The sequence below is a fragment of the Dysgonomonas mossii DSM 22836 genome, from assembly GCF_000213575.1.
Taxonomy (GTDB): domain Bacteria; phylum Bacteroidota; class Bacteroidia; order Bacteroidales; family Dysgonomonadaceae; genus Dysgonomonas; species Dysgonomonas mossii.
The window spans coordinates 518,291-535,468 of the sequence record NZ_GL892005.1; the positions used below are offsets into that span (position 1 = coordinate 518,291).

General features: G+C 37.2%; 15 protein-coding genes. 10 read left to right on the forward strand and 5 right to left on the reverse strand.

What is annotated here, in order from left to right:
- Window positions 1–11 precede the first annotated feature (11 nt).
- The 9 genes from HMPREF9456_RS05735 (at window position 12) to HMPREF9456_RS05775 (ending at window position 10,630) form a co-directional block, all read left to right on the forward strand.
- Window positions 12–2,354: a glycoside hydrolase family 3 N-terminal domain-containing protein gene (locus HMPREF9456_RS05735; protein WP_006842532.1), complete on the forward strand. Its 2,343-nt coding sequence runs from the start codon at window positions 12–14 to the stop codon at window positions 2,352–2,354.
- A 12-nt stretch (window positions 2,355–2,366) separates the two neighbouring features.
- Window positions 2,367–3,269, forward strand: coding sequence for a hypothetical protein (locus tag HMPREF9456_RS05740; RefSeq protein ID WP_006842533.1), 903 nt, complete (start codon window positions 2,367–2,369; stop codon window positions 3,267–3,269).
- A 67-nt stretch (window positions 3,270–3,336) separates the two neighbouring features.
- Complete coding sequence (gene argR, locus HMPREF9456_RS05745; protein ID WP_006842534.1) at window positions 3,337–3,831, forward strand: arginine repressor; 495 nt, start codon at window positions 3,337–3,339, stop codon at window positions 3,829–3,831.
- 10 nt (window positions 3,832–3,841) lie between these two features.
- Complete coding sequence (locus tag HMPREF9456_RS05750; protein ID WP_006842535.1) at window positions 3,842–4,480, forward strand: GNAT family N-acetyltransferase; 639 nt, start codon at window positions 3,842–3,844, stop codon at window positions 4,478–4,480.
- A complete protein-coding gene (argG, locus tag HMPREF9456_RS05755) occupies window positions 4,477–5,676 on the forward strand; it encodes an argininosuccinate synthase (protein WP_006842536.1) in 1,200 nt (399 codons plus the stop codon). Before HMPREF9456_RS05750 ends, argG begins: the two co-directional genes overlap by 4 nt.
- A 30-nt stretch (window positions 5,677–5,706) precedes the next feature.
- Entirely contained in the window at window positions 5,707–6,675 is a 969-nt protein-coding gene (argC, locus tag HMPREF9456_RS05760; RefSeq protein ID WP_018074802.1) for an N-acetyl-gamma-glutamyl-phosphate reductase, read from the forward strand.
- A gap of 109 nt (window positions 6,676–6,784) precedes the next feature.
- A complete protein-coding gene (locus HMPREF9456_RS05765; RefSeq protein WP_006842538.1) occupies window positions 6,785–7,915 on the forward strand; it encodes a glycosyltransferase family 4 protein in 1,131 nt (376 codons plus the stop codon).
- 230 nt (window positions 7,916–8,145) lie between these two features.
- The gene (locus HMPREF9456_RS05770; protein WP_006842539.1) at window positions 8,146–9,498 is read left to right on the forward strand and encodes a MutS-related protein; all 1,353 of its coding nucleotides are present in this window, start codon (window positions 8,146–8,148) and stop codon (window positions 9,496–9,498) included.
- Window positions 9,499–9,508: 10 nt separating this feature from the next.
- Window positions 9,509–10,630, forward strand: coding sequence for an aspartate aminotransferase family protein (locus tag HMPREF9456_RS05775; RefSeq protein ID WP_006842540.1), 1,122 nt, complete (start codon window positions 9,509–9,511; stop codon window positions 10,628–10,630).
- 30 nt (window positions 10,631–10,660) lie between these two features.
- Here HMPREF9456_RS05775 and HMPREF9456_RS05780 read toward each other — a convergent pair whose 3' ends face one another.
- Window positions 10,661–11,074, reverse strand: coding sequence for a DUF2752 domain-containing protein (locus HMPREF9456_RS05780; RefSeq protein ID WP_006842541.1), 414 nt, complete (start codon window positions 11,072–11,074; stop codon window positions 10,661–10,663).
- A gap of 63 nt (window positions 11,075–11,137) precedes the next feature.
- Complete coding sequence (locus HMPREF9456_RS05785) at window positions 11,138–11,521, reverse strand: CD225/dispanin family protein (protein ID WP_006842542.1); 384 nt, start codon at window positions 11,519–11,521, stop codon at window positions 11,138–11,140.
- Between the two features lie 124 nt (window positions 11,522–11,645).
- Here HMPREF9456_RS05785 and HMPREF9456_RS05790 point away from each other — a divergent pair, with 124 nt between their 5' ends.
- Entirely contained in the window at window positions 11,646–12,383 is a 738-nt protein-coding gene (locus HMPREF9456_RS05790; RefSeq protein WP_006842543.1) for a glycoside hydrolase family 25 protein, read from the forward strand.
- A gap of 67 nt (window positions 12,384–12,450) precedes the next feature.
- On the opposite strand, the gene HMPREF9456_RS05795 is transcribed toward HMPREF9456_RS05790, so the two are convergent.
- From HMPREF9456_RS05795 to HMPREF9456_RS05805, 3 genes are read right to left on the reverse strand one after another with little or no spacing between them, the layout of a single operon-like run.
- A complete protein-coding gene (locus HMPREF9456_RS05795) occupies window positions 12,451–14,511 on the reverse strand; it encodes a M13 family metallopeptidase (RefSeq protein ID WP_006842544.1) in 2,061 nt (686 codons plus the stop codon).
- 14 nt (window positions 14,512–14,525) lie between these two features.
- Window positions 14,526–15,194 carry a GDSL-type esterase/lipase family protein gene (locus HMPREF9456_RS05800; RefSeq protein ID WP_006842545.1) on the reverse strand — a complete coding sequence of 223 codons (669 nt, stop codon included), beginning with the start codon at window positions 15,192–15,194 and terminating at the stop codon, window positions 14,526–14,528.
- Between the two features lie 11 nt (window positions 15,195–15,205).
- A complete protein-coding gene (locus tag HMPREF9456_RS05805) occupies window positions 15,206–17,143 on the reverse strand; it encodes an ABC-F family ATP-binding cassette domain-containing protein (protein WP_006842546.1) in 1,938 nt (645 codons plus the stop codon).
- Window positions 17,144–17,178: the final 35 nt, after the last annotated feature.

Below are 17,178 nucleotides of genomic sequence, written 5' to 3' on the forward strand. Positions count from 1 at the left end.
TACATATACTTATGAATTATCTTAAATTAAGCATTATTGCTCTATTTCTATTTCAAACAATAAGTGCTCAACAAGCGTATAAGTACAAAAATCCAAAACTGTCAAGCGAAGAACGTACCGTAGATCTTATCAGTCACATGACTTTGGAGGAAAAAGTAGGTCAATTGCTTTGTCCTCTCGGTTGGGAGATGTATGAACGCAACGGAAATCAGGTGACACACTCTAAAAAGTTTGAAGAGTATGTTCAACAGCGTCATATAGGTATGCTCTGGGCCACTTTTAGGGCAGATCCATGGACTAAAAAAACATTAGAAAACGGATTAAATCCGAAGTTGGCAGCTAAAGCGGGTAATGCTTTACAACGGTATATAATGGAGAATACACGCTTGGGTATTCCTATTTTTCTAGCCGAAGAGTGTCCGCATGGTCATATGGCGATTGGTACTACTGTTTTCCCCACTGCAATAGGACAAGCGGCAACATGGAACCCTAATCTTATACAGCAAATGAGCGCTGTAATATCCAAAGAAGCACGCTCTCAGGGTTCGCATATCGGATACGGTCCCGTGTTAGATTTAGCAAGGGAAGCTAGGTGGTCTCGTGTGGAAGAAACGTATGGAGAAGATCCTGTGCTGATCTCTAAAATGGGAGAAGCCTTTGTGACAGGTTTTGGCAGTGGAGATTTGAGTAAACCATATAGTTTGATCTCTACATTGAAGCATTTTGTAGCTTATGGAATCCCTGATGGCGGACATAATGGGAATAGCAACAGTGTGGGAATGCGCGACTTGAAAGAAAATTATTTACCTCCATTCGAAAAAGCTGTTAAGGCAGGGGCTTTGTCAGTGATGACTGCCTATAATTCGGTGGATGGTATTCCTTGTACATCGAACGAATATTTGCTAAAGGATGTCCTATGTAAAGATTGGGGGTTTAAAGGATTTACTGTTTCAGATTTGGGTAGTATCGAAGGATTGAAGGGTAGTCACTATGTTGTATCAACAATACAGGAAGCTGCTATATTATCCTTAACCTCAGGACTTGATTGTGACTTGGGAGGCAATGCTTTCTTTACATTATCTGATGCCGTAAAAAAAGGCATGGTTGGTGAAACTCAGATTGACTCGGCTGTATATAAAATACTGAAATTGAAATTCGATATGGGGCTTTTCGAAAATCCATATGTCGATGAAAACAATGCACGACAGGTTGTTAGAACACAAGAAAATATAGTATTGGCAAGACAAGTAGCAAGAGAGTCGATCGTATTACTCGAGAATAAAAATAATGTCTTACCTCTTAATAAGAGTAAAATAAAGAAGATAGCAGTGATAGGCCCTAATGCCGATAATGTATATAATCAGTTAGGTGATTATACTGCACCTCAGGATGATAGCAATGTTAAGACTGTTTTGGATGGCATCAGATCTAAGCTCAAACAATCGCAAATAGAATATGTGAAAGGCTGTGCTATCAGAGATACACTAAACACTGATATAGATAAGGCTGTGCAAGCCGCCTTAAGATCAGATGTGGCTGTAGTTGTGGTTGGAGGTTCCAGTGCACGTGATTTTAAAACAAAATATATAGAAACAGGTGCTGCTGTTGCTGATGAGCATAGCATTAGCGATATGGAGAGTGGCGAAGGCTTCGATAGAGTTAGTTTAGATCTTATGGGGAAACAATTAGAGCTATTGAAGGCTATAAAAGCCACAGGCAAACCTGTTGTTGTTGTATATATTCAAGGTCGTCCTTTGAATATGAACTGGGCGTCAGAAAATGCAGATGCACTACTGTCAGCTTGGTATCCGGGGCAAGAAGGTGGCAATGCGATAGCTGATGTTCTGTTTGGTGAATATAACCCTGCGGGACGTCTACCAATGTCGGTAGCCAAATCGGTAGGGCAATTGCCTGTATATTATAATCACAGGAATCCGGCAAGTCACGATTATGTGGAGATGACTAGTAAGCCATTGTATAGTTTCGGTTATGGGCTTAGCTTTACCAGTTTCGAATATAGCAATTTGAAGATCAATAAGAGCAATTCAGGTGTTGAAGTTACGGTAGAACTTCGAAATTCGGGGAATTTTGATGGAGATGAAGTTGTTCAGTTATATCTGAGAAATAATAGGGCTTCTGTTGTACAGCCGATTATGCAGTTGAAAGCCTTTGAAAGAGTCAATTTGAAGAAAGGTGAGACCAAAACGATTAAACTTCTACTCACTAAGGACGACTTTTCTATTATTGATAAGAAAATGAATAGAGTTGTTGAGCCTAACGGAGACTTCACTTTTATGGTAGGCAGCGCATCTGATAATATTAAATTACGAGAGAAAATGATGTTGAATTTATAGCTATAAAAAATTATGATTAAAATAACCTTATCACTTACTTTTACATTTCTATTATTATTTTCATGTATCAAGCAGCCCGCTACTCTCGAGAAGTGTGGTGCTTTTGACTTAGAGAGTGTCAATTTTCAGGAGAATGTTTCTTTCTTATATTCCCGACATCTTATTCTTAAAGATGGTTACGCAGAATATGACAGTATAAGAGATGGTAAACTGACTGATGATATGCTGAGGTATACAATTAACACTGTAATATCCGATGCTTTAGAGCTGAAAGTGCCTAAAGAGGAATTTGGGTATTTATATCAAACTCCGACTTTGGATAGTGTTGCCAAATTTCGAAATGCATACTTTGATAAATTATCTATATTAACAAATAGAGAGAAAAAGCCTGTAGCCTATTATGCTACAGGGAGATTTAATACACTTGAAGACAGAGCTCATTTTATGAATGGGTTTAAAGAAAAATATGGTCAACCCAAATATTCATTCTTTATAAGTTCCCATTTTGAACAATGTTCTTTTGAATGGGATTTGCAAGATCGGATTATACAGATTGAGACGTCTCATGGATTTGAGTTCTCTGTTTCTTCAGATGGTTCTTCATCGAATGGAAAGTACTATAATCTATATTTACTAATCATTGAGAAACAATATCAGGATGCAATTTATAAGGCTCACCTATATGAATTTTCTGATTCTATAAAGCATGAAGGTAAAACTTATAGCCTAAAAGATCTCGGGCTTGAAAAGGAGGTTTCTTTCAGCGATAGTTTCTTACTCAACTCAACAAATGAAAGATATACAAATGATGAATACGGAGAATACCATATAAGCCGATCCGAAGAGTATTCTGAAAAATTTGATAGTGACGAAGCTGAAGATATGGGAATACCGGCAGCGAAACCCATCGATTGATTTTTTATACACATATCCTTAGAAATTTATAATTTTTATACATCTAAAGTTTTAGATACGCATTATTATGTATATTTTTGCATTTTGTTTGTATATTTATACATATATGACTAAAAGATTCAGACACAAAATAATAAAAGAAGTACTTCAGGCTAATGAGATAAATAGTCAGGATATGCTTCTTAAGATACTTACTGAAAAGGGCTTTGAGCTTACTCAGGCTACGTTGTCGCGTGATATTAAAGAATTGAAAGTTGTAAAAGCTCCGACGTCGAAAGGAACATATATATATCAGTTACCAGAAGCAAAGGTTACGACTTCGGAGGAATCTCCGCTTTCATCTTTCGGTTTTGTCGGGATAGAATTCTCGGGACAACTGGCTATCATTAAAACCCGTCCGGGATATGCAATGGCGATAGCAGGTGAAATAGATAATAAAGCTTCGAAATATATTTTGGGGACAGTGGCTGGTGATGATACCATACTGATTATACCGAAAGAAAATGTGAGCAGAGAAGAAGTTATAGCTTCACTATCTACCTTTATTCCAAACATTGAATAGATCAACTAAAATGAACAATATAGAAGAACTTGTGTTAGACAAAAAAATGGAGGCGCAACAACAACTCACCATACAAATAGCCGGAGAAGAGCATCTTGGCTATGTGCAGACAATATTAAATACTATAGAAGCTGCGGCAAAAGTGCGTGGCACAGGGATCGCAAAACGTTCACCTGAATACTTGGAACTTAAAATAAAAGAAGGCAAAGCAATTATAGCTCTTATAGGAGACGAATTTGCAGGTTTTTGCTATATCGAATCGTGGGGAAACAAGCAATATGTTGCAAACTCGGGACTTATTGTTGTTGAGAAATTCAGACAACATGGTTTAGCGAAAAAAATCAAGCAACATGCTTTTTCGCTTGCTAGAGCGATGTTTCCTGATGCAAAGGTATTTGGTCTGACTTCGGGTGCAGCTGTAATGAAAATAAATACCGAACTTGGCTATGTACCTGTGTCATTTGCTCAGTTGACAGATGATGACGCTTTCTGGCGTGGGTGTCAAGGTTGTGTGAATTACGATGTGCTTACTCGTACCGAGCGTAAATACTGTATTTGTACAGCGATGCTTTTCGATCCGGAGAAGCAGAAAGACAAGAAAGAAATAAAAACAATCATAAAAGACCTAAAAAAGCAATTGAAGAAATGAAGAAGAAAGTCGTTTTAGCATTCAGTGGGGGATTAGATACATCTTTTTGCGCCAAATATTTGTCTGCTGACCTTGGATATGAGGTGTATACAGCAATAGCAAACACGGGTGGATTTACTGCTGACGAACTTAAGGTTATAGAGCAAAAGGCATATAAATTGGGGGCTGCAAAACATGTTAGTCTTGATATTACGCAAGAGTATTATGAGAAGAGCATCAAATATATGATTTTTGGTAATGTACTGCGTAACGGTACATACCCTATATCTGTTAGTTCGGAGCGTATTTTTCAGGCAATTGCTATTATCAATTATGCAAAAGAAATAGGTGCAGATGCTGTCGCTCATGGAAGTACAGGCGCAGGGAATGATCAGGTTCGTTTCGACTTAACATTTGACGTGCTTGCACCGGGTATTGAAATAATTACTCCAACACGTGACTTGCTGCTGACTCGTGAATATGAAATCAATTATCTGAAAGAGCATGGGTATGAAGCTGATTTCACAAAAATGGAGTATTCTATTAACAAAGGTCTTTGGGGTACAAGCATTGGTGGAAAAGAAACATTGAAATCGAACCAAACTCTTCCTGAGGAAGCATATCCTTCTCAATTGAAAAAGCAAGAGTCGGAAACACTGACTATTGATTTCGAAGAAGGCGAAATAGCTGCTGTTAATGGTGAAAAATATACCGATAAAGTAAAGGCGATACAGAAAATTGAAGAAATTGCATCCGCTTATGCTATAGGTCGAGATATGCATATAGGTGATACTATTATAGGTATTAAAGGACGTGTGGGATTTGAAGCCGCTGCACCTATCGTTATCATCAATGCTCATAAAATGCTGGAAAAACATACGCTAACCAAATGGCAACAATATTGGAAAGATCAGGTAGGTAACTGGTATGGAATGTTTCTACATGAAGCACAATACCTAGAACCTGTGATGCGTGATATAGAGGCTATGCTCGAAAGTTCGCAACGTAATGTTACGGGACGTGTTATCGTAGAACTCAAACCTTATCATTATACGCTTGTCGGTGTAGAAAGTGATTTCGATCTGATGAAGGCAGATTTTGGCGAGTACGGCGAAATGAACAAAGCTTGGACTTCGGACGATGCTAAAGGATTTACCAAAATATACGCTATGACAAATAAGATATATCATAGTGTGCAAAAGAAAAACGGGAAGTAAATTACTCTGTGTTTGGATAAAAATAGAACAATGATAAAAGCAGGAATAATAGGTGGAGCAGGTTATACAGCCGGAGAATTAATAAGGATATTACTTAATCATCCGCAGGTAGAACTTGTATTCGTAAATAGTACAAGTAATGCAGGGAACAAACTCACAGATGTTCATGGAGGTCTTTTGGGAGAAACAGATATGAATTTCACCGATCAGTTACCTTATGACAAGATTGATGTTTTATTCTTCTGTACAGCACATGGTGATACTAAGAAGTTCTTAGATGCGAATGATATCCCTAATCACCTGAAAATAATTGACCTTTCTACAGATTATCGACATAAGGCAGAAGGAAATAAATTTGTATATGGTCTTCCTGAGTTGAATAAACAAGAAATCAAGCAGTCTTCCTATGTGGCTAATCCGGGATGTTTTGCAACAGCTATACAGCTAGGATTGTTACCTTTGGCAAAAGCAAATAAACTGACATCAGAGATTCACGTGAACGCTATCACAGGATCTACCGGGGCAGGGGTGAAGCCTTCTGCTACATCTCATTTTAGTTGGCGTGAAAACAATATATCAGTTTATAAAGCTTTCGAACATCAGCATCTGACTGAAATTAAACAGTCTCTAAATCAGTTGCAGGCAAATTTTGGTGAAGATATTAACTTTATCCCTGTGCGTGGAAACTTCACGAGAGGTATTTTTGTATCTACCTATCTCAATTACGACGGTACAATAGAGGATGCAGAGAAATTATACAAAGACTATTATAAGGATAGTCCCTTTACGATTATATCAGATAAGAATATCGATTTAAAACAAGTTGTAAATACAAATAAATGTGTCTTGCACCTTGAGAAACATGGTAACAAGTTGCTTATTCTTTCATGTATCGACAATTTAGTAAAAGGAGCTTCGGGTCAGGCAGTGCATAATATGAATCTGATTTTTGGTTTGGAAGAAACTATAGGATTGAATTTGAAAGCATCTGCTTTTTAGTTAAGATTCTTTTCCTTGTCAAGCTTAGTTTTTAACGAGGCATGTCCTATTATAACTAAAAACAGATTCTTTTGAATAATATCTTTATCTTTACTTAAAAGAAAGAGTTATGAACATAACCTATATAACAAACTTTCCATCCACAGACATAAAGCATTGGTCAGGCACTGTGCATTTTATGGCAACAAATCTGGCTAAATACTCCAATGTGGATTATATAACAGGTTTGCAGGAAGATTGGACATTCTCTCTCAAGGTGAAGAATAAGTTATATGGACGAAACAAAATATATCGTGCAGACAGGTCTCCTGAATTCGGAAGGAGTTATGCAAGGCTGATCTCAGAACAACTGAATCCGGCTACAGATATATTATTTTCTCATAGTTCAACTCTTATGTCTTATCTGAAAACAAATAAACATAAGGTTATATATACTGATGCTACATTTGCTTCGATGATAAATTACTATGACTATTTTTCAAATCTTAGTCAGCAGTATATTAAAGAAGGAAATCAGATGGAGCAATTATCTTTAGACTCAAGTAGTTTGGCTATTTATAGTTCTCAGTGGGCTGCAGATAGTGCAATCAAAGATTATAATGCAGATAGGGATAAAGTAAGGATTGTACCCTTTGGTGCAAATATCTCTACACAGCAAAAATCTTTAGAGGAAATAAAAGATATACTTAAAAAAAGAAGTACAGATGTTTGTAAGATTCTTTTCCTAGGTGTTGACTGGTTTCGTAAAGGTGGAGATATTGCCATTGATGCTGTTAGGTATTTGAATGAAGAGTTACGTCAACCAGCCGAATTACATATTGTAGGTATCGATGATTTGCCGGTAGAAAACTTACCACCTTATATAATCAATCATGGGCGTATAAGTAAAGCTACTCCCGAAGGTATGAAAAAGGTAGAAAGCTTGATTTTGCAAAGCCATTTTCTTTTTATCCCATCACGGGCAGATTGTACACCGATTGTTTTTTCTGAAGCTATGTCGTATGCTGTTCCGTGTGTATCGGCTGCAACAGGAGGAATTCCCTCTATTGTGAATGATACGAATGGAATAATCCTAAGCCCCCAAGTAGAACCTAAAGAGTATGCTCAACAGATATATAAAACATTCGGAGATAAAAGCTATTATAATGAGTTGGCGCTGTCAGCTTACCATGATTTCGAATCCCGATTGAATTGGGATACGGCAATGAAGACCATTGTAGGATATATGAAAGAATTGTAAGGATTATATTCTGCTTATAAGATTATCTATTATAGAGATTTTTTAAAGTCTAAAGTAACAATAAAGAGTATACTGATAAGTGTTACTTTTACATACGCTTCGCTCCTGTGACAGTTGGTTGCCACCTTTTAATAGAAAGTCAGAGTTCTTAAAATAAAAAACGATAAGGTTTATGGAAAAAGGTTCTACAGTATATCTATTTTGTATAGAACCGATAAAACCTTATAATCATGAAATATATGAAATTTGAAGTAGACAGTCAGACGAAGAAGGATCTAGAAATCTTTGAAACAGTCAAAGAAGGGCTGTCTGTTGTTGGTTTATTTAATCATACACAGTGCATTGGAGGTAAGAAAAAGTTATACGAGTATCTTGCTAATCCTTTGGCTGACTATAAGCAGATCACGGAAAGAAAAGAGACGATTGCCTTTTTTCATAAGCATTTCCCGAATGGTCTGAATCTTGATAAGGATGCATTGGATTTTACTGAATACTATCTACGGCAGCCCGATTATCCTACACGGATGCCTTCTTGGTTTACGGCTATAGAGAAAATGATTGCTGACAAGATAAGTACAAGCAGTAATGAATATTATCTTGCCGAAAAAGGAGTTACTTCGACTGTAGACCTACTAAAGAATATATATCAATTTTCCATTGCCTTGGCAGAGAAACTTAAAGAAGGTGATGCTCCTGTATTCTTAGTGAAGAATAACGAAATTGTTCTGGAGCTTTTCCAAAAAGAGGCATACAAAGAGATAAAGGATATGAAGAAATACAAGTCTTATGATATAATGAGGCTCGATTATATGTTTCGCTATACCGATAAGAAACATATACATTTCTTCCTAGACCTTGTACATGAATATGATGCGTTGTTTGCGGTGGCAAAAGCTGCTGCTAAATATAATTTGCAATACCCTGACATATTACCTGAAACAGAGACTGTACTTGATTTGGAAGGATTATTCCATCCTTTTGTAGAGAATGCTATCTCAAATGATGTACATTTCGACAACCAATCGAATCTATTATTCATATCGGGACCTAATATGGCGGGTAAGTCAACATTCCTAAAAGCGCTGGGTGTGGCTGTATACTTGGCACACGCAGGTTTTCCAGTTCCTGCCGGTAAAATGAAAATCGGTATTTTGTCCGGATTGAGTACAACTATAAATATTTCGGATAATCTGAGTACAGGCTATAGCCATTTCTATGCCGAAGTAATGAGGATCAAGGATGTGGCGCATAAGCTAGAGGCAAATAACAGGATATTAGTTCTCTTCGATGAGCTCTTCAGAGGAACAAATGTGAAGGATGCTTATGATGGAACAGTAGCTGTTGTTTCTGCATTTGCTAAAATTAGAACCTCGTTTTTTGTTATCTCAACCCATATTGTAGAAGCAGCAAAAGAGTTGGAGTCAAAAGCTAATATTCAGTTCAGTTACTTTGATATAAAGGAAGAAGACGGACATCCGGTTTATACATATAAATTGAAAGAGGGCGTATCGGATGTAAGGCTTGGAATGTATATCATAAACAAAGAGGGTGTGATAGATTTGATAAATAATATAACTAATTAATATATAGAAAATGAAATTATTTGATGTGTTCCCACTGTTTGATATTAACATAGTGAAAGGTAATGGATGCTATGTATATGATGACAAGGGAAATGAATACCTGGATTTGTATGGCGGGCATGCTGTGATATCGGTTGGGCATACTCATCCGTACTATGTAGAAAAACTAACAGATCAATTGAATAAACTAGGGTTTTATTCAAACTCAGTAATAAACAAACTGCAACAGGAGGTTGCCCAGAAACTTGGAGAACAATGTGGTTATCCCGATTATTTTTTATTTCTGATAAATTCGGGTGCAGAAGCAAACGAAAATGCCATAAAGCTAGCTTCTTTCCATAATGGACGAAAAAAGGTGTTGGCCTTTGCCAAAGCTTTTCATGGGCGCACATCAGCTACGGTGGCAGCTACAGATATTCCGGCATATTCGGCTCCTGTGAATATGAATCCGAACTATGTGTTTGCTCCGTTCAATGATATTGAATTTATAAAGAAAGAGCTTGCAACCAAAGAGTATTCATCTGTTTTGATTGAAGGCATTCAGGGTGTTGCGGGAATACAAGTGCCAGAGGACAGCTTCTTAAAGCAGCTTCGTGATGTTTGTACCGAGACCGGAACTATTCTTATATTGGACGAAATACAATCAGGATATGGCCGTAGTGGTAAGTTCTTCGCTCACCAGTATGCCGATATACAGGCTGATATTATAACAGTAGCTAAAGGTATCGGTAATGGTTTCCCTATGGCAGGCGTGCTTATCAATCCGATGTTTAAGGCTGTATATGGTCAACTTGGTACTACTTTTGGGGGAAATCATTTGGCCTGCGCTGCTGCCATTGCAGTATTGGATATTATGAAAGAAGAGAAGCTGATAGAGAATGCTTACAATGTTGGTGAATACCTGATGCAAGAGTTAAAGAAGATCCCTCAGATAAAAGAAGTTCGTGGACGAGGTTTGATGATTGGGATGGAATTTAATGAACCTATTAAAGAGAAACGTTCGAAGCTTCTTTTCGAAGAGAAAGTCTTTACAGGAGCTACAGGAACTCATGTGTTCCGCTTATTGCCTCCACTTTGTTTGACTATCGATCAGGCAAATATATTCCTCGAAAGATTTAAGAAAGTAATATAATGCAAAGTGGCGAAAGCCACTTTCTTTCTTTTACTGAGGAGGAGATAAATAAATAAAAGGAGATATGGGTATGTTCCGTAGGATAAAGAATATGACCAATCCGGCGATAAAGATATATCCCAACTTCCCTGAAAAGTTAAAGTATTTCAGATAGTTCTTATTCTTTAATATGTAAACCTGAGCTAAGAGGAAATATATATATAGCAGGAAGGGGAGTATAATTATTAATAGAGCATTATACCGTAATGCTTGCAATATGTTTCCGTGTAGCAGATGGTAAAAAGATCGTTGACCGCCACATCCGGGGCACTGAAGTCCTGTTAGCTCGTGAAAACTACACTGTTTGCTCCATATATTCCCTGTTGTTGCATAATAATTGTAATAGACAAATGCTATGATTAAAGGAATAGCTATGATAATGATATATCCTATATATTTTCTCATATAAAAAAGGAAAGGTAATTGCTACGATTACCTTTCCAAATATATTAATTATTTAGTATTTATTTATTCAGCATATTTTAGAACCTCTTTGTATTGTTCCAGTACAGCATCCATTCCGCCTGTGATAAACATAATAATACCATAGATTAAATTGAGTGCGAATAATCCGATGGCAATGAGGGCAAAAATCTTAGCCTTTTGTGCATTTCCTTGTGCTGCCTCATATTCCCCGGCATTATATTTTGAATCTACTTGTGTAGAAAATACGATTGCAATAACACCTAATATCAGTCCTATACAGCATGGTGAACAGAGTCCAAGTACTGTACCTACAATTGATAATACCAAGTTATTATCAGGTTTAACAGGTTTAGCAAAATCATCTAAATTGTTAGCCTGATAGGGAGAAGATTGGTAACTTTGATTTTCTGAGTTAAATTCTGACATAACTATTTGATTTTTAAGATTAATAATTTTTATCAAAAATAAATATAATTTCTACATATTAAAAGAAAATAGTAATTATTATCTTCACTAAAAATAATATTATCGTGTTAACTTTAATATCTGTATGAAAAAGAAACTCATCATATATTCTTCCCTTGGTGCGATATTGATTATAGCTCTTGTTATAACCGGCTTATATTTTGCTTATACCAAAGGATATATACGAATGAACTACCCTTCTTTTGAGGAGTATCCGGTACAAGGCATAGATGTTTCTCATCATCAACAAACAATTGATTGGGGAAAATTAGACAAGCGATCCGTTCAATTTGCTTTTATAAAAGCCACAGAAGGAGGTAATCATAAAGATTCTCTTTTTCAGGAAAACTGGAGACTAGCCATTCATCATAATGTACCGGTAGGTGCTTATCATTTTTTTACATTTTGTAAAGATGGGGATGCACAGGCTAGAAATTATATTCATTATGTACCTAAAGATAGTATAGATCTTCCGCCGATTATTGATTTGGAGTATGGCGGGAATTGCCAGCAGGAAAATCGTAAGGAAGATATTATAGCAGAAATTGCCAAGTTTATAGAGATTCTAGAAAATCATTATCAACGCAAGGTGCTTATTTATACTACAAATGAGTTTTATAAAAACTACATGATCGAACAGTTCGTTGATAATCCCATTTGGATAAGAGATATAGTTTCTAAGCCAAAGCTGCCTGATGGGCGTAAATGGTTATTTTGGCAATATACGAATAAAGGGAAAATAGAAGGCATAAAAACGAATGTTGACCTGAACGCATTTGCCGGAACTAGAGAGGAATTTGATCAACTGATAAAGAAAGATTGATAATAAGACTATAAAATAAAAATGGGTTCGTAGAAAACGAACCCATTTCTTTTAAAACCTATTTATATTACCAGATATCAGCTCTCTTTTCTTTTGGAATATATAGAGAATCTTTTTCTGTGATATTAAATGCTTTATACCATGCATCGATATGAGGTAATGTACCGTTTACACGCCATTTCCCTAAAGAGTGTGGATCTGTTTTTGTACGACGTAGGATTTCTGCATCACGAATATTACCTGCCCATACTCCTGCATAAGATAAGAAGAAACGTTGAGCCGGAGTAAAGCCGTCTATTTTATCGCCTTTTTTAGCTTCATCTGTTTTTTCGAATGCATTGTATGAAATTTGAAGTCCACCAAAGTCTCCGATGTTTTCTCCCAAAGTAAATGTTCCATTTGCAAATACACCCGGAAGAACCTCTATCTTGTTGAAGTGTTGAACAAGCACCTGAGCTCTTTCGTTGAATTTCTTAGAGTCTTCTTTTGTCCACCAGTCCGACAGGTTACCTTCTTTATCATATTTAGATCCTTGATCGTCAAATCCGTGAGACATCTCATGACCGATAACAACACCGATAGCTCCATAGTTAACCGCATCATCCTCGTTTAGATAGAAGAATGGAGGTTGAAGAATTCCCGCAGGAAAACAAATTTCGTTTGTTGTTGGATTATAGTATGCATTTACCATTTGTGGAGGCATATGCCATTCACTCTTATCTACAGGCTTGTTAATCTTTTTGATCATTTCATTATAATCGAACTCACTTGCCCGTACTACATTTTCCCAATAAGAGTCTTTCTTTATAGTCAGTGTTGAATAGTCTTTCCATTTGTCCGGATAACCAATCTTAACAGTAAAAGAGTTCAGTTTCTCCTGAGCTTTAGCTTTCGTTGCATCGCTCATCCATGTCAGGTTGTTGATGCGTTCGCCTAATGTTACTTGTAGATTTTTTACTAATCTGAGCATTCTTTCTTTAGCTTCCGCAGGGAAGTATTTTTCCACATACATTTGTCCTACAGCTTCACTAAGAGCTCCATCTACAACTCCTACAGCACGCTTCCAACGAGGTTGTAATACTTTGCGGCCACTTAGTTGTTTCCCGTAGAAGTCAAAGTTTGCATTTACGAAATTGTCGCTAAGATACCCCGCAGCAGAATTAATCAAGCACCATGAAAGATACGCTTTCGACTCATCGATAGGTAGTGTATGGATTAAATTTACTGCTGTTGCAATAGGCTTTACCTGAGCTACATTGATCTCTGTGAAATCTTTAGCATCGGCTGCATCAAAGAAGGCTTTCCAGTCAAAATTAGCTACTGATTTATTCAAATCGGCAACATTCATTTTGTGATAATTCAATTCCGGAATTCTAGTGTCTTCTTTTTTGAAGTGATCTTTTGCTAAAGCTGTTTCTATTTTTAGAACTACATCAGCTGATTTTTGTGCATCAGCTTCGCTGTAGCCCGCATTTACAAATTGAGTCTTTATCAAGTTGAGATATCCCTTACGGATGGCAACCGATGTAGAGTCTTGTGCAACATAGTAATCACGTTCGCCTAATCCCAGACCTCCCTGGTATAGTTGAACAATATTCATAGAACTATTCTTGTCGTCGGCACCTACATATAGACCAAAGAATGGAGAGTTAGCATACTTTCTTAATTCTCCGGTTAGTTTTACTATATCAGCCGTTGTCGAAGCTTTGTTTATATTATCCAACTGAGCTTTTATAGGTTTTGCTCCGTCGGTATTCAGCTTCGTACTATCCATTCCCAACGCAAACAGGTCTCCAATCTTTTGAGCAATAGAACCTTGCTCATGTTTTGTTTTACCCAATTCTTCGATAAGACCTTTTACTTGCTCTTGGTTTCGTTCTGCCAATTGATCGAACGAGCCATAGCGTGCATATTCGTCTTTCATAGGGTTTGCTTTTGCCCAACCGCCTGTAGCGTATTGGTAAAAGTCGTTGCCGGGGATAGCTGTAATATCCAGATTGGCAGTATCAAATTTCTGTGCGATATTCATAATATCAGCATCCGAGTCCTGTGCGCTTGCCTTTTGTTTACAGCTCACTTGCGTTAGAGCAAGAGCGGCAATCGGTAAATAGAAATAGATTTTGTTCATATAAATTAAATTAGTTACTCCTCTACATATTTTCGTATTTGGTCTACCCAAACTGTATATCCGTTATCGTTCAGATGCAATCCGTCCGTTGTGTACTTTGCATCTAAGGTTCTGTCTTCGCTCAAAAAAGCAGGGTAAATATTGATAAAGGTTATATTCTCCTTTTCACAGAAAGCTTTTAACTCTTTATTCAACTGCTCTATCTGCCATTCTTTATTCAACATCCGTTGATATACATTCCTATTGTTGTTGATTGGCAATAGGCTTTGTACATAGATCTTTGTATAAGGCGAGCCTGTTTCTATCTGATAGATGATAGACTTGATGCCTATCATTATTTTCTCATTCGACCTGCTGAGAGATATATCATTGATTCCTGCCATAAGGAATACCTTCTTTGGCTTAGCGACTATAATTTCGTTTAACCGATTGAGCATCCCCAATGTATTATCACCTGCTATGCCTCTGTTTACAGGTTTTTGAGTAGGGAAGTATTCATTCCATTTCCCTCCTTGTGTCAGACTATTCCCTAAAAATATTATTTGCCCATTAGTGAGAGGGTTTGCCTTGAAGTAAGCCATTCTTTCGAGATAGGTTTTATTTTCAAGGATATTTTCTTGTATTTCCTGTGCCGATAAAATCATAGTACAAAATAACATCAAAATTGATAATATAGTTCTCATAGAATACAAATTTAGTCTTTCGAAATATTTTGAAGTTCAACAGTCAATTCTTCCCATTTGAGCATATCGTCTTCCAACTCTTTTGTTAATAGCCCATGCCTTTCGAAAAGAGAAGCATCGGCCGCACCTTCGGGTGTTGTTAGTTTGAGTTCTATTTCGGCTATTTCGTTCTCTTTACTTTCTATAGTTTTTTCTATATCCGAAATCTGCTTTTCTACTCGTTTGATTTGACGGCCTAATTCTTTTCGCTCTTCGTAAGATAGCTTATTTACAGGTTCTTGATCTGTAGTCTTATCAGATTCATTAAGCGGAGATGTAGACACTTCAAGTTCTTTGAGGCTATCCATCTTTTTCTTTTCAAGAAACTCATAGATTCCGCCTAAGTGCTCTATTACTTGCTGATTACCAAATTCGTAAACTTTTTCTACCAGTCCGTTTAAGAAGTCACGATCATGAGATACTACGATAACAGTTCCGTCAAACTCTTTAATTGCTTTTTTCAAAACATCCTTCGAACGCATATCGAGGTGATTGGTCGGCTCATCGAGAATAAGCAGATTGACGGGTTCGAGTAGCAGGCGTATCATTGCCAAGCGGCTACGTTCTCCACCCGACAATACTTTTACCTTTTTGTCAGATGCTTCGCCACCAAACATGAAAGCACCTAATATATCTCTGATCTTAGTTCGTATATCACCTACAGCCACATAGTCTATTGTTTCGAATACTGTCAGATTTTCATCCAATAATTGTGCTTGATTCTGAGCAAAGTAGCCTATTTTTACATTATGTCCTAGTTCTAGTTTGCCTTTAAAGTCAATCTCGCTCATAATGCATTTCACTAAAGTAGACTTCCCTTCTCCATTCTTCCCAACAAAAGCTACCTTATCTCCTCTATGTATTGTAAATGTCACATCTTTGAAGATCAGATGATCTCCATAGCTTTTTTCTACATTTTCTACAATTACAGGATAAGAACCTGAGCGTGGTGCGGGAGGGAATTTAAGATTCAGCATAGCATTATCTTCATCGTCTACCTCCAGTCGTTCTAGCTTATCCAATTGCTTTATGCGTGATTGTACTTGTACCGATTTTGTTGCTTTGTAGCGGAAACGCTCTATAAACTCTTCGGTTTTCTGTATTTGCTTTTGCTGATTTTCGTAAGCTCGTATTTGATGCTCGCGGTGCTCTTTTCTTAGCTCTACATATTTAGTATAGGGAACTTTATAATCGTAAATACGCCCAAGAGATATTTCTATGGTACGTTGGGTTACAGCATCCAGAAAAGCACGGTCGTGGGATACAAGCAAGACAGCATTGGCACGGGTCGAAAGAAATGTTTCGAGCCACTGGATTGACTCTATATCAAGGTGATTTGTCGGTTCATCGAGCAAAAGTACGTCGGGGCGTTGAAGGAGCAATTTCGCCAATTCGATACGCATGCGCCATCCTCCGCTAAACTCACTGGTTGGACGTTCAAAGTCTGTCCGTTTAAATCCCAGACCTGTCAGTGTCTTTTCTATTTCTGCCTGAAAGTTGCTCCCCCCCGACATCATAAATTCCTCGTTGAGATAAGATGACTTCTCAATCAGGTTGTGATAGGCTTCCGACTCATAGTCTGTTCTTTCAGCCAACTGTTTGTTTACATACTCTAATTCGGTTTCTATCTTCTGTATGTGTGAAAATGCTAAAGAAGCCTCTTCAAAAACAGTATTACCTTCTTTTAGGGTCATGTGCTGCGGCAGATAACCGATACTTATGTCTTTGGGCACAGAAAGATTTCCTCGTGTAGGAGCTTGCAGCCCCGCAAATATTTTAAGCATGGTTGATTTACCTGCTCCATTTTTACCAACAAGGGCTATTCTTTCCTTCTTGTTGATAACAAAAGATATATCGTCAAAGAGGCTGAAACCTCCGAATTCTACCGTTAGTCCTTCTACTGAAATCACATCAATTAAGTTTATAAAACGTACAAAAATAGTCA

What these genes read in the sequence shown, in the direction of transcription:
- HMPREF9456_RS05735 (WP_006842532.1), top strand. Translation starts at nt 12, where the DNA reads ATGAATTATCTTAAATTAAGCATTATTGCTCTATTTCTATTTCAAACA.
- HMPREF9456_RS05740 (WP_006842533.1), top strand. Translation starts at nt 2,367, where the DNA reads ATGATTAAAATAACCTTATCACTTACTTTTACATTTCTATTATTATTT.
- argR (WP_006842534.1), top strand. Translation starts at nt 3,337, where the DNA reads ATGTATATTTTTGCATTTTGTTTGTATATTTATACATATATGACTAAA.
- HMPREF9456_RS05750 (WP_006842535.1), top strand. Translation starts at nt 3,842, where the DNA reads ATGAACAATATAGAAGAACTTGTGTTAGACAAAAAAATGGAGGCGCAA.
- argG (WP_006842536.1), top strand. Translation starts at nt 4,477, where the DNA reads ATGAAGAAGAAAGTCGTTTTAGCATTCAGTGGGGGATTAGATACATCT.
- argC (WP_018074802.1), top strand. Translation starts at nt 5,707, where the DNA reads ATGATAAAAGCAGGAATAATAGGTGGAGCAGGTTATACAGCCGGAGAA.
- HMPREF9456_RS05765 (WP_006842538.1), top strand. Translation starts at nt 6,785, where the DNA reads ATGAACATAACCTATATAACAAACTTTCCATCCACAGACATAAAGCAT.
- HMPREF9456_RS05770 (WP_006842539.1), top strand. Translation starts at nt 8,146, where the DNA reads ATGAAATATATGAAATTTGAAGTAGACAGTCAGACGAAGAAGGATCTA.
- HMPREF9456_RS05775 (WP_006842540.1), top strand. Translation starts at nt 9,509, where the DNA reads ATGAAATTATTTGATGTGTTCCCACTGTTTGATATTAACATAGTGAAA.
- HMPREF9456_RS05780 (WP_006842541.1), bottom strand. Translation starts at nt 11,074, where the DNA reads ATGAGAAAATATATAGGATATATCATTATCATAGCTATTCCTTTAATC.
- HMPREF9456_RS05785 (WP_006842542.1), bottom strand. Translation starts at nt 11,521, where the DNA reads ATGTCAGAATTTAACTCAGAAAATCAAAGTTACCAATCTTCTCCCTAT.
- HMPREF9456_RS05790 (WP_006842543.1), top strand. Translation starts at nt 11,646, where the DNA reads ATGAAAAAGAAACTCATCATATATTCTTCCCTTGGTGCGATATTGATT.
- HMPREF9456_RS05795 (WP_006842544.1), bottom strand. Translation starts at nt 14,511, where the DNA reads ATGAACAAAATCTATTTCTATTTACCGATTGCCGCTCTTGCTCTAACG.
- HMPREF9456_RS05800 (WP_006842545.1), bottom strand. Translation starts at nt 15,194, where the DNA reads ATGAGAACTATATTATCAATTTTGATGTTATTTTGTACTATGATTTTA.